Source organism: Roseivivax halodurans JCM 10272 (assembly GCF_000521785.1).
In the GTDB taxonomy this organism is placed as follows: Bacteria; Pseudomonadota; Alphaproteobacteria; order Rhodobacterales; family Rhodobacteraceae; genus Roseivivax; species Roseivivax halodurans.
Map to the genome: position 1 here is coordinate 46921 of NZ_JALZ01000018.1, position 11220 is coordinate 58140.

Here is an 11220-nt window from a genome sequence, read left to right on the forward strand (position 1 = left end):
GCACCCGTGCATCTTGTGGCGCGAGTGACGAAAGACCGCGCCCCATGCTCGACACCTTCGCCAGACGTCTGATCGACCCGCCGCTCGACGCGGCGGGCCGGCGTCTCGCGGGGAACGGCATCACCCCCAATCAGATCACGCTTGCCGGCCTCGCGACCGGGCTCGTCGCTGCCGGCTGTGCCGCGGCAGGCGCCTTCGCCGCGGCCTTTGCGCTGCTGATCCTCTCGCGGCTCCTCGACGGGCTCGACGGTGCGCTGGCGCGCGCGACGGCTAAAAGCGATTACGGCGGCTATCTCGACATCACCTGCGATTTTCTCTTCTACGGCGCCTTCCCCTTCGCCTTCGCCATCTTCGACCCCGCCGCGAACGGCCTCGCCGCGGCTTTCCTTCTGACCTCGTTCTACTTCAACGGCTCGAGCTTTCTCGGCTACGCCATCCTCGCCGAGAAGCACGACATGGAAACCGCCGCGCAGGGCGTGAAATCGCTCTATTATTCCAACGGCATTCTCGAGGGGACGGAGACAATCCTGTTCTTCGTCCTGCTCTGCCTCGTCCCGCATCTCTTCGCTCCGCTCGCCTGGACCTTCGGCGCGCTCTGTTTTGCCACGGGGGCGCTGCGGCTTTACGGCGCCGCCCGCGTCTTTTCCCTGACCGAGGACAAACGATGATCCGAACGACACTTGCGGCCTTCGCCCTGCTCGCCGCGCCCGCCCTCGCCCAGTCCCAGGACCCGATCGACCCCGCCGACTGGGAGGCGGTGCTGGAGGCGGCCGAGGGCCAGACCGTCTACTGGCATGCCTGGGGCGGCTCCACCGCCACGAACGACTTCATCGCCTGGGTCGGAGAGCAGGTGAGCGAGGACTACGGCGTCACGCTCGAGCACGTGAAGCTCGCCGACACCGCCGACGCCGTGACCCGCGTCCTGTCCGAAAAGCAGGCGGGCGAGGACGAAGGCGGCGCGGTCGATCTCATCTGGCTCAACGGCCCGAACTTCGCCTCGATGAAGGAGCAGGACCTGCTCTACGGTCCCTTCGCCGAGGACCTCCCGAACTGGGACTATGTCGACGTCGACGGCAAGACGGTGCGGACCGACTTCACCGTGCCGACCGAGGGCTACGAGGCACCCTGGGCCATGGCGCAAGTCGTCTTCATGCACGACACCGAGGATCTGCCCGACCCGCTGCCCTCGGCCGAGGCGATCCTCGAGTGGACAAAAGAAAATCCGGGCCGCTTCACCTACCCCCAACCGCCCGACTTCCTCGGCACGACCTTTCTCAAGCAGACCCTCATCGAGGTGACGGAGGACGACGAGGTGCTGCAGAAGCCGGCGGACGAGGCCGATTTCGACGCGGTCGTCGCGCCGCTCTGGGACTATCTCGACGCGCTGACGCCGAACCTCTGGCGGCAGGGGCGCAGCTATCCGCAGACCGGGCCCGACCAGCTGCGCCTGATGGCGGACGACGAGATCGACCTCGCGATCTCCTTCAGCCCCGGCGAGGCCTCGACCGCCATTGCCGACAATCGCCTGCCCTCCTCGGTGCGGACCTTCGTGCTCGAGGACGGCACGCTCGGCAACGCCAGCTTCGTCGCGATCCCCTACAATTCGGGCTCCAAGGCCGGCGCGATGGTCGTCGCCAACTACCTGATGTCGCCCGAGGCGCAGGTCCACGCGCAGGATCCGGACGTTCTGGGCTACGGCACGGTGCTCGACGTCGCGGACCTCCCCGAGGAGCAGCGCGCGGCCTTCGAGGCGCTCGATCTCGGCGTCGCGACGCTCTCGCCGCAGGAGCTGGGCGAGGTCCGACCCGAGCCGCATCCCTCGTGGATGACCCGCATCGCGGACACCTGGACCGAGCGTTACGGCGCCGGGCAGTAAGTGCCGCCCGCACGCCTGCCGCTCTGGCTGAGGCTGCTGCCGCCGCTGACCCTTCTGGCGATGCTCGGGCCGGTGGCGGCGGGCCTCGGCGGAACGCTCCTGCCCGCCTTCGGGATCTACCCCGCAGCGGGCATGACGTCTCTGACGCTCGACCCCTTCCGCGATCTCGGGGACTGGCCGGGGCTCGCCTCGGCCATCCGCCTCTCGCTGACCACGGGCCTCGTCTCGACAGCGGGCGCGCTGGCCATCGTCGTGCTGTTCCTCGCGGGCTGGTCCGGCACACGCGCCTTCCGGCTGCTCGAGCGCCTGCTCTCTCCCCTCCTCTCCGTTCCGCACGCAGCGACGGCGTTCGGCCTCGCCTTCCTGATCGCCCCCTCGGGCTGGCTCTCGCGACTTCTCTCTCCCTGGGCGACGGGATGGGAGCGCCCGCCCGACATCGCCATCGTCGGCGATCCGTGGGGCCTCGCCATGGCCGCGGGCCTCACCGTCAAGGAGATGCCCTTCCTGCTGCTCATGAGCCTCGCGGCGCTCGGACAAGTCGACGGCACGCACAGGATGCGGGTTGCGACAGCCCTCGGCTACGGGCGCATAGGCGGCTGGCTCAAGACCGTCTTTCCCGCCGTCTACGCCCAGATCCGGCTGCCGGTCTACGTGGTGCTCGCCTATTCCATGTCGGTCGTGGACGTCGCTCTGATCCTCGGACCGTCGACGCCACCGACGCTCTCGGTGCAGATCGTGAAATGGATGGGCGATCCCGACCTCGCCATGCGCCTGACCGCCGCGGCGGCGGCGCTCCTGCAGCTCGCGCTGGTCGCCGGGGCGCTCGTCTTCTGGCGGATCGGCGAGATCTTCGCCGCGCGGCTCGGCGCGCGCTGGATCGCCTCTGGTTCCCGCGGCGCGCGCATCGACACTCTCGCGCGGCCCCTCGCCCTCGGCGCTGCGGCGACCGCCGCGCTCAGCGTCCTCCTCGGCCTCGCGACACTTGGCATCTGGTCGGTCGCGGGCTTCTGGGGCTTTCCCGATCCTCTGCCGCAGGGCGTCGATTTCCGCAGCTGGATGCGCTTCGCCGCCAGCGGCGGCGGGGCAGTCGCGCAGACCGCGCTCATCGCGCTCGCGGCCACGGCGATCTCCCTCGCGCTGGTGATCGGCTGTCTCGAGGCGGAGCATCGCCGCCGCAGGCCGCTCTCCCGGCGCGGGCTCTGGCTCATCTACCTGCCGCTTCTCGTACCCCAGACGGCGTTCCTGCCCGGCCTGCAGACGCTTCTGCTCACCATTGGGCTGAGCAGCGGGATCGGCGTCGTGATCCTCGCCCATGTCGTCTTCGTTCTGCCTTACGTCTTCCTCTCCCTCGGGGATCCGTGGCGGGCGTGGGAGCCGCGCTACGCGACAATCGCCGCCGCGCTCGGCGCGGATCCCGGGCGGACGATGCGCGCGGTACGCCTGCCGATGCTTCTGCGCCCGGTCCTCACCGCGGCGGCGGTGGGCGCCGCCGTCAGCATCGGGCAATACCTGCCAACGCTCATCGTCGGCGGCGGGCGGGTGGAGACGCTGACGACCGAGGCCGTCGCGCTCGCCTCCGGCGGCGACCGTCGCGCAATCGGCGTCTGGAGCCTCGCGCAGACCGCGGCCATCATCCTGCCCTTCGCCGTCGCGCTGATCGTCCCGGCATGGGCATTCCGGAACCGGAGGGGCCTTCATGGCTGAGACACTTACCCTGAGGGACGTGTGCATCCTCAAGGAGGGCATGCCGCTCATCGAGGTGGACCGGAGCATCGCCCCGGGAGAGGTGCTCACCGTCATGGGTCCTTCGGGCGTCGGCAAGTCGACGCTGCTGGCCTTCCTCACTGGCACGCTGCCCCGCGGATTTTCCGGGATGGGACGCATCATCCTCGGAGACGAGGACGTGACCGACGCCCCGCCCCACATGCGCCGGATGGGGATCCTCTTCCAGAACGATCTGCTCTTTCCTCACATGAGCGTCGGCGGGAACGCCGCCTTTGGCCTCGACCCCGGCGGATCCCGGGCAGCCCGCCGGGACCGCGTCGCCGAGGCTCTTGCCGATGTCGGCCTCGCGGACTTCGAGGATCGTGACCCCGCGACGCTCTCGGGCGGCCAGAAGGCCCGCGTCTCGCTCGTGCGCATGCTCCTCTCGGAGCCACGGGCACTCCTTCTCGACGAGGCATTCTCGGGCCTCGACGCAGCGCTCCGCCAGCAGATCCGCGATCTCGTCTTCGGCCGCGCCCGCGCCCGCGGATTGCCGGTCGTCATGGTCACCCACGACGCCGAGGACGCGTGCGCCGCGGGCGGCCCCGTCTACGAGCTCGAGCGCTACGCTGGCTGAGACCCGGACGGTCCTGACATGCTCCCGACAGCTCGGGGCCCCATCCCGCTACGCTTAAGCAAGCAGCGAGGTTGACGTCTCTGCCGCGAGTCTGCGCCCACCGCGTTCAGCACCATTGCGACATCCCGACGCAGCATGTATCCCGCAACCAATGACCGAGACCCAAAGCGATCCCGCGCTCGAAGAGTTGCTGTGCTTCGACCTTTATGCGGCGCAGCATGCCTTCGGGCGGCTCTACAAGCCGTTGCTCGGACCGCTCGACCTGACCTACCCGCAATATCTCGTCATGCGGACGCTCTGGGCCGGCGCACCGCAGAGCGTCGGAGAGATCGGCAAGCGCCTCAAGCTCGAGACCAACACGCTGACCCCGCTCCTCAAGCGGCTCGAGGCGCAGGGCCGCGTCAGCCGGTCCCGCGACCCGGTCGACGAGCGGCGCGTCGTGGTGACACTGACCGAGGCGGGGGCGGCCCTCGAAGCCGAGGCCCGGGACATTCCGAACAGGATCGCCGCTGCGACCGGGCTGTCGGCCCCCGAGATCCGTGAGCTGCAGGAGCGGCTCCGGCGCCTGACCGCCTCGATCACCGCAGTCTCCTAGACCTCGGGCCTTTCCGCGGGCACCCCGATCCATTATCTCGGGTCTGCGCGGGACGAGGAGACGGCGATGCGATACGTGAAACCGGTGCTTGTGGCGCTCTTCTGGATCGTTGTGCTGGCCTTCCTGCATTACACGTTGCCGCAGAACGATCTCGCACGGATCACCGACACTTACGAGAAGCGCGTCGATTTCGGCGCGAACCGCTGGTTCTGGACCGGGGCGGACGGCTCCGACGCGACCCCGGCGACCCGCGACGTGTTCTTCGTACAGACCCGCCAGCCCGATGGCGACGTCATGGTCTATCGCAACGAGGATACCGGCTGGGGCTGGCCGCCCTATTTCAAGTTCGACAGCTCGAACGTGCAGGCGATCGCTTCGGACCTCAGCTCGACCGCCGACAACCCGCGCTGGGTCGCCGTCACGCATTACGGCTGGCGGATCGAGTTCATGTCGATCTATCCCAACGTCATGTCGATCCGGCCGGTCGAGGGACCGGACGTGCGACTCATCCCGTGGACCTCGATCGTCATCCTCGTCCTGCTCGCCGCGATCGTCTGGGCGCTCTGGGTGCGCTGGCGCCGCTTCCGCGCCCGCCGGATCGATCCGATGCTCGAGGATGTGGGCGACAGCTTCGACGGCGCGAGCCAGGGCCTTTCCCGCCGCCGCAAGCGCCTGTCGAGCTGGTGGCGGGGCGGCGGCAGCTGACGCCGTCCAGCGCGCCGCCGGATGCCGCGACGAGCGGTTCGCAATGCGTTCGCTCGCGCTCCAGAAACGTTGCTCCTGAGTATCGGGCCGCCAAACCTGGCTCGGGTCGGCGCCAAATACTTGCCATATTCAATCGTTATAATACATCACGTCCTGGCGCAGAGGCGCCAGGCGTGATCAGTGAGTGTGCCCCGGGTAAATTATGGATCCGGTGATGTTTGCGAGTGCCTGCCTTCCGCGCCGCAAAGCGGAAGGCAGTTTTCAGGCAACCTCACGGGACTCGGCCGATCAGCGGGTGCCGCCCGATCATCCCGGCCGGAGCCCATGCCGCTCCACAGACGCGGTATAGAGCGACAGTGCGCCGAATTCGAACCGGGACAGACGGCCGGCAGGCCTCAGTCGGTCTGGACACCGACCTCATCGAAGAGACGATCGAGAAAGCCCAAGCAGGCGTCGATCTGGTCGATCTCGACGAACTCGTCGGCCTTGTGAGCCTGCCTGATCGAGCCGGGCCCGACGATGACGGAGGGAATGCCGCCCTCGACCTCGAAGACCCCGCCTTCCGAGCCGTAGGAGACCTTGCCCGACCATTCCGGCATGATGCCGCGCAGCCCGGCGAAGGCCTCGGTTCCGCTCGCATCCCCCATCGCCGGGTAGGCGAAGATGCGCTCGAAGGTGATGCCGGCCTCGGGATGCCTGTCCTTCATCTTCGGCTCGAGCCCCTGCGTGATCTCCGCGAGAAGCGCCTCGATATCCGTGCGCGCCGCCGCCTCGTCTATCGACCGCAACTCGAAGGTGAAGCTGCAGCGATCGGGGGTCACGTTGGTCGCGACGCCGCCCTCGATCATCGTGACGAGGGTCGTGGCATGCGGCACCGTGAAGTCGCGGTCGAACGGGCCCTCGGCCTCGTAGCGGCGGGCGCGGTCCTCGATCATCGCGATGGCGCGGGAGGCGTAGTGGACCGCGTTGACGTGGTTCGGGGCGAAGGAGGAATGTCCGCTCGTGCCCTGCACGGTGGCGCGCATCGCGATCTTGCCCTTCTGCCCGGTGACGAGGGTCATGTCGCTCGGCTCGCCGATGATGGCGAGGGCCGGCGGCACGTCGAGCGCCGCGAGATGCCGGGCGATGGCAGGAGCGCCAAGGCAGCCGACCTCCTCGTCGTAGGAGAAGCAGAGGTAGAGCGGGCGCTTGAGATCCACCGATCCAATGTCCCGCATCGCCGCCATCACGCAGGCGGCAAACCCCTTCATGTCGCAGCTGCCGCGCCCGTAGAGACGGCCCTCGCGCTCGTCCATGGCAAAGGGCGGGGTCGACCAGTTCTGAGGCCGCGCCGGGACGACGTCGGTATGGCCCGAGAGCACGACGCCCGGCTTGTCCGCCGGCCCGAAGCGCGCGACGAGGTTCGCCTTCTCGCCGGTCTCGTCCGGCAGGACGGTGATCTCACCGCCCAGAGCCTCGAAATGCGCAGCCATGTGGTCGATCAGGGCGCGGTTCGAGTTCTTGCTGACCGTGTCGAACGCGATCAGGTCCTTCAGATGCGCCTTGGCATCGCCGAGCCGCGCATGGGCGGTGTCTCTGCTCGATGCGTCCTTCATTGGGCTTCCGCCTTTCTTTGATTTGCCTTGCCGATCTCGCGCCGCGCGGTGAGCGCGACCACGAAGAGGATGAGGGCCGCGAAGATCCAGGTGATGGGCGAGGAGAGCAGCACCATCGGATCGCCGCGGGAGGTCGCCAGCGCCCGCCGCAGGTTCTCCTCGATCATCGGGCCGAGGATGAACGCGATCAGGAACGGCGCGGTGGGGATGTCGAGAAGGTACATGCCGAAGCCGACGAGCCCGAGCGCGAGCAGCACCACCACGTCGAACATGCTGTTGCCGATGGCATAGATGCCGAAGAGGCAGAGGAGCAGCACCACGGGGCTGAGCAGCGTCGGCGGGATCTTCGCGATGGTGGTGAAGATCCGCATCGTGAACTTGCCCGCAAACAGCAGCAGCACCGAGGACAGCAGCATGCCGATGAACAGCATGTAGACCTCGTGGATGTTCGTCTCGAAAAGGAGCGGTCCGGGCGTCAGTCCCTGGATCATGAACGCCCCGAGCATCACGCCGGTGATCACGTCGCCGGGCACGCCGAGCGCGAGAAGCGGGATCATCGTCGCGCCGCAGGCGCCGTTATTGGCCGATTCCGAGGCCGCGACGCCCTCGATCTCTCCCTTGCCGAAATTCTGCCCCCGCGGCGAGGAGCGCTGCGCCGAGCCGTAGGAGAAGAACGCGGCGGCCGAGGGGCCGATGCCGGGGATCGCACCGAGGATCACCCCGATGAAGCTGCCGCGGAAGAGCGTTTTCGCGACGCCGCGGAATTCCTTTCCGCTGACCCGGTCGTCACCGAGCGCCATCGCGCGCGCCTTAGGCGGGTTGCGGAAAACGATCAGCTTGATGAGTTCGGGCAGCGCAAAGAGTCCGATCAGCACCGGCGCGACCGAGAGGCCCGCCTGCATGTCGCCCGTGAAGGCGAAGCGGAACGAGCCGTACATGTCCTCGCCCGCGGTCGCGAGCAGGAGGCCGAAACAGGCCGAGAGGAGCCCCATCAGCAGCGAGTTGCCCGAGACGCCCGCCACGGTGGTGAGCGCGAAGACCATCAGCATGAAATACTCGGGCGGACCTACCTTGAGCGCGAGGATCGCCAGCGGCGCCGCGAGGAAGATGAGCGAGATGTTCGAGAAGAAATCGCCCACCACCGAGGAGTAGAGCGCCATGTTGAGCGCCTTGCCCGCCTTGCCCTGCTGCGCGAGCGGGTAGCCGTCGAGCGCGGTGCAGGCCGCCGAGGCGGTACCGGGGGTCCGGATCAGGATCGCCGACACCGACCCGCCATAGGTCGAGCCCTTGTAGAGCGCGACGAGCAGCAGGATGCTCGGCACCGGATCCATGTAGAAGGTAAAGGGCAGCGCCAGCGTCACCGCCATGGTGCCGGTCATGCCGGGGATCGCGCCGATGATCACGCCGCCCCAGATGCCGGCGGCCATGATCAGGAAATTCTGTAATGTGGCAACGGCTTGCAGAGCCGTCATCAGCTCGTTCAGCATGGTCGTCCTCCCATGTCGGGGCGGCCAGTGGCCGGGCGGCTTGGCTTAGTTGAAGAGCAGTCCGGGCGGGAACTGGGTGCCGAGCGCTTCGGTGAAGAACAGGTAGAGACAGACCGGCAGGATCAGCGCGAGACCCGCGCCCCAGGCCAGCAGCCGCCGCTCGCCAGTGAGCAGGATCCCCGCGCCGGTCAGCAGGATCGCGGCGGCGAGAAAGCCGATCACGTCCACCAGGAGCACGAAGGCGACGAAGGCGGCGACAAGGAGCCCGAGCCGGGCCAGAAGCGTGCCCATTGGCGTGTCGTCCTCGGCCACCTCCGCCGGCAGGGCGGGTGTGCCCTGTCCCGCGAGGCCGAGCCCCGCGGCGATGAGGCCGAAGACGAGCCCAGCGATCGAGATCACCCGGGGCCAGAAATCGGGCGGCAGCGCAAAGCCCGGAAGGAAGGCCGGCTTCGGCACGTAACCCGGGATCAGGACCCAGATCACGATGCCGAAGAAGAGCGCGATGCCGAGACCGCGCAAGGTGGTGCTGGTCATGGCGTATCCTCCTATGCCTTGGCTGCCGCCCGTGGCGATCAGTTTCCGAGGTATCCGAACTCTTCGGCGAGGCCGCGGAAGAGCTCGTATTGCGACTCGGCGTAGGCGGGCATGTCCTTTTCACCCACGGTCGAAATCGAGCCGCGGCGCTCGGCGAGCGTCAGCCAGGTCTCGTCCTCTGCCACCTGGCCCAGGACCTCGTCCCACTTGGCCTGAACCTCCTCCGGAAGCCCTTCGGGTCCGTAGAGCGCGCTCCAGCCGGTGATCTGGCCGGCGGTCTCGTAACCGAGCTCTGCCACGGTCGGCACATCGGGAAGATCGTCCATGCGCTCGGGCGAGAAGACCGCCAGCGGCTTCATGTCACCGCTGTTGATATGCGGCATGAGCGAGCCCGCGGCGATCGCGAGGAAGTCGACATGGCCGCCGAGAAGCGCGGTCGCGAGCGCGCCGCCGCCCTTGTAGGGCACGATCGTGGCATCGGCGAGCGGGTCGAGCCCGGCATCCGACAGCAGGGCCTGAACGGTGAAGCCGTCGATCGCGGTGGGGCCGGACGCGGCGTAGGTCATGGCGCCGGGGTTTTCCTTCACAGCTGCCATAAGCTCTTCGACGCTGCCGTATTCGCTGCCTTCGCGCACGGCGAGGATCATCGGGGTCGCCTCGAGCGAGCCGACGAAGCTGTAATCGTCCCAGCCGGTCTGGACCTGCGGGTTCACCGCGGGCGCAAGCGCCATGCCGACGCGGGCCAGCAGCAGCGTGTAGCCGTCGGGATCGGCCTGCGAGACGGAGCGCGCGCCGTTCATGCCGCCGGCCCCGGGCTTGTTCACCACGGTGATCGGCTCGTCGAGGAACTTGCCGGCGCTCTCGGCCAGCGCGCGGCCGGCGAGATCGGACGCGCCGCCCGGGCCGTAGGGGATCACGAGGGTGATCGCCTCGCTGGGATAGTCCTGTGCGGACACCGAGCCTGCGGCGAGCACCGCGGTGGTGGCGACGGATGCGAGAATCTTCTTCATGGTTCTACCTCCTCTGGATTGGACAGCCGGAGCTGCCGGGTCGCAGTACCGTGAGGGGTTGCACACCTATTCCCGTTTACGCAAATTCTGGCTCGAATATTCCGTTCTGGAATAGTGAGGCCGAGCCATGAAGATCCGCGCCCTCGAGGCCTTCGACGCCTATCTGCGTCACGGCGGCACGCAGGCTGCGGCCGACGCCATGGGCGTAGGTCAGCCACTCGTCAGCAAACTGCTCACCGGTCTCGAAAAAGAGGTCGGATTCAAGCTCTTCGAGCGCCGCCGAAATCATCTTGCGCCAACGCCGGAGGCGCTTCTGTTTCACGAATCCGTCACCCGGACGCTCGACGCCTACCGCGAGCTCGGCACCGAGGTGGAGGCTATCGCGACGCAGCAGCGGGGCAATATCGTCATCGCCGCACAGCCGATCTTCTGCGACACGTTCCTCCTCGACACGATCGCGCGGTTCAAGACGACTCACCCCGACGTGGGCGTGCGACTCGTCGATGTGGGACTCGGAGAGCTGCTGCGCATGATCGCCGAACGCACCTGCGACATCGGGCTCGGCATCACGCTCGAGGCGGATGCATACGGTGCCGTCGTGACACCGCTAGGCCGCTGCGAGGCCCGCTGCGCCCTGCCGGTGGACCACCCCAGAAACAAGCCTGGCGCGATCCCCCTCCCCCGCATCCGGTACGATCCCTTCGTCGAGCTGGCGCCCGGCAGCCCGCTCCGCACGCGGGTCGACTACCTCTTCCAGACGATCGATGTCCGCCGGATCATCGCCGCCGAACTGCGCACCCTGCGCGGCGTGTGCGATCTTGTCGCCAAAGGTACGGGGATCGCAGTGATCGATCCCATCGCCGAACTGCTGATCGACCGCCGGCGCGTGGCGACAAAGCCTCTCATTCCGACGATCGACTGGGAGATCGCGCTGTTCTCGCCCCGGGACAGACCGCTCAGCCGGGTTGCCCAGACCTTCGTCGACACGCTCAGGGTCGACATCGCGCGCCTGAAGCGGAAGGGACTGATCTCGGGCTGACCCTCCGGGCGCCGGGACTTACATCGCCGCGCCGCCCA

At 67.9% G+C, this 11220-nt stretch carries 11 protein-coding genes; 7 read left to right on the plus strand and 4 right to left on the minus strand.

Features of this window, described 5'->3' with window-relative positions; genetic code table 11:
• Positions 1 to 44: 44 nt before the first annotated feature.
• From OCH239_RS14910 to OCH239_RS14935, 6 genes are all read left to right on the plus strand, one after another.
• A complete protein-coding gene (locus OCH239_RS14910) occupies positions 45 to 668 on the plus strand; it encodes a CDP-alcohol phosphatidyltransferase family protein (RefSeq protein WP_037264335.1) in 624 nt (207 codons plus the stop codon).
• Complete coding sequence (locus OCH239_RS14915; protein ID WP_037264338.1) at positions 665 to 1876, plus strand: ABC transporter substrate-binding protein; 1212 nt, start codon at positions 665 to 667, stop codon at positions 1874 to 1876. Before OCH239_RS14910 ends, OCH239_RS14915 begins: the two co-directional genes overlap by 4 nt.
• 60 nt (positions 1877 to 1936) lie before the next feature.
• Positions 1937 to 3580: an ABC transporter permease gene (locus OCH239_RS14920; protein WP_051489509.1), complete on the plus strand. Its 1644-nt coding sequence runs from the start codon at positions 1937 to 1939 to the stop codon at positions 3578 to 3580.
• On the plus strand, positions 3573 to 4217 hold the full coding sequence (locus OCH239_RS14925) for an ATP-binding cassette domain-containing protein (RefSeq protein ID WP_037264340.1): 645 nt from the start codon (positions 3573 to 3575) through the stop codon (positions 4215 to 4217). The genes OCH239_RS14920 and OCH239_RS14925 overlap by 8 nt, the downstream gene beginning before the upstream one ends.
• A gap of 151 nt (positions 4218 to 4368) precedes the next feature.
• On the plus strand, positions 4369 to 4812 hold the full coding sequence (locus OCH239_RS14930; RefSeq protein ID WP_037264342.1) for a MarR family winged helix-turn-helix transcriptional regulator: 444 nt from the start codon (positions 4369 to 4371) through the stop codon (positions 4810 to 4812).
• A 66-nt stretch (positions 4813 to 4878) separates the two neighbouring features.
• Complete coding sequence (locus OCH239_RS14935; protein ID WP_037264343.1) at positions 4879 to 5517, plus strand: DUF1523 family protein; 639 nt, start codon at positions 4879 to 4881, stop codon at positions 5515 to 5517.
• 395 nt (positions 5518 to 5912) lie between these two features.
• Here OCH239_RS14935 and argE read toward each other — a convergent pair whose 3' ends face one another.
• Genes argE through OCH239_RS14955 form a run of 4 tightly spaced genes read right to left on the minus strand, consistent with a single transcriptional unit; the run spans position 5913 to position 10143 of the window.
• Positions 5913 to 7112, minus strand: coding sequence for an acetylornithine deacetylase (argE, locus tag OCH239_RS14940; RefSeq protein WP_037264344.1), 1200 nt, complete (start codon positions 7110 to 7112; stop codon positions 5913 to 5915).
• The gene (locus OCH239_RS14945; protein WP_037264351.1) at positions 7109 to 8599 is read right to left on the minus strand and encodes a tripartite tricarboxylate transporter permease; all 1491 of its coding nucleotides are present in this window, start codon (positions 8597 to 8599) and stop codon (positions 7109 to 7111) included. Before OCH239_RS14945 ends, argE begins: the two co-directional genes overlap by 4 nt.
• 45 nt (positions 8600 to 8644) lie before the next feature.
• A complete protein-coding gene (locus tag OCH239_RS14950; RefSeq protein WP_037264353.1) occupies positions 8645 to 9133 on the minus strand; it encodes a tripartite tricarboxylate transporter TctB family protein in 489 nt (162 codons plus the stop codon).
• A gap of 38 nt (positions 9134 to 9171) precedes the next feature.
• Positions 9172 to 10143, minus strand: a complete 972-nt coding sequence (locus OCH239_RS14955) for a Bug family tripartite tricarboxylate transporter substrate binding protein (protein WP_037264355.1) — start codon at positions 10141 to 10143, stop codon at positions 9172 to 9174.
• Positions 10144 to 10270: 127 nt separating this feature from the next.
• Here OCH239_RS14955 and OCH239_RS14960 point away from each other — a divergent pair, with 127 nt between their 5' ends.
• On the plus strand, positions 10271 to 11182 hold the full coding sequence (locus tag OCH239_RS14960) for a LysR family transcriptional regulator (protein ID WP_037264357.1): 912 nt from the start codon (positions 10271 to 10273) through the stop codon (positions 11180 to 11182).
• The last annotated feature ends 38 nt before the right edge of the window (positions 11183 to 11220 follow it).

What these genes read in the sequence shown, in the direction of transcription:
- OCH239_RS14910 (WP_037264335.1), top strand. Translation starts at nt 45, where the DNA reads ATGCTCGACACCTTCGCCAGACGTCTGATCGACCCGCCGCTCGACGCG.
- OCH239_RS14915 (WP_037264338.1), top strand. Translation starts at nt 665, where the DNA reads ATGATCCGAACGACACTTGCGGCCTTCGCCCTGCTCGCCGCGCCCGCC.
- OCH239_RS14920 (WP_051489509.1), top strand. Translation starts at nt 1,937, where the DNA reads ATGCTCGGGCCGGTGGCGGCGGGCCTCGGCGGAACGCTCCTGCCCGCC.
- OCH239_RS14925 (WP_037264340.1), top strand. Translation starts at nt 3,573, where the DNA reads ATGGCTGAGACACTTACCCTGAGGGACGTGTGCATCCTCAAGGAGGGC.
- OCH239_RS14930 (WP_037264342.1), top strand. Translation starts at nt 4,369, where the DNA reads ATGACCGAGACCCAAAGCGATCCCGCGCTCGAAGAGTTGCTGTGCTTC.
- OCH239_RS14935 (WP_037264343.1), top strand. Translation starts at nt 4,879, where the DNA reads ATGCGATACGTGAAACCGGTGCTTGTGGCGCTCTTCTGGATCGTTGTG.
- argE (WP_037264344.1), bottom strand. Translation starts at nt 7,112, where the DNA reads ATGAAGGACGCATCGAGCAGAGACACCGCCCATGCGCGGCTCGGCGAT.
- OCH239_RS14945 (WP_037264351.1), bottom strand. Translation starts at nt 8,599, where the DNA reads ATGCTGAACGAGCTGATGACGGCTCTGCAAGCCGTTGCCACATTACAG.
- OCH239_RS14950 (WP_037264353.1), bottom strand. Translation starts at nt 9,133, where the DNA reads ATGACCAGCACCACCTTGCGCGGTCTCGGCATCGCGCTCTTCTTCGGC.
- OCH239_RS14955 (WP_037264355.1), bottom strand. Translation starts at nt 10,143, where the DNA reads ATGAAGAAGATTCTCGCATCCGTCGCCACCACCGCGGTGCTCGCCGCA.
- OCH239_RS14960 (WP_037264357.1), top strand. Translation starts at nt 10,271, where the DNA reads ATGAAGATCCGCGCCCTCGAGGCCTTCGACGCCTATCTGCGTCACGGC.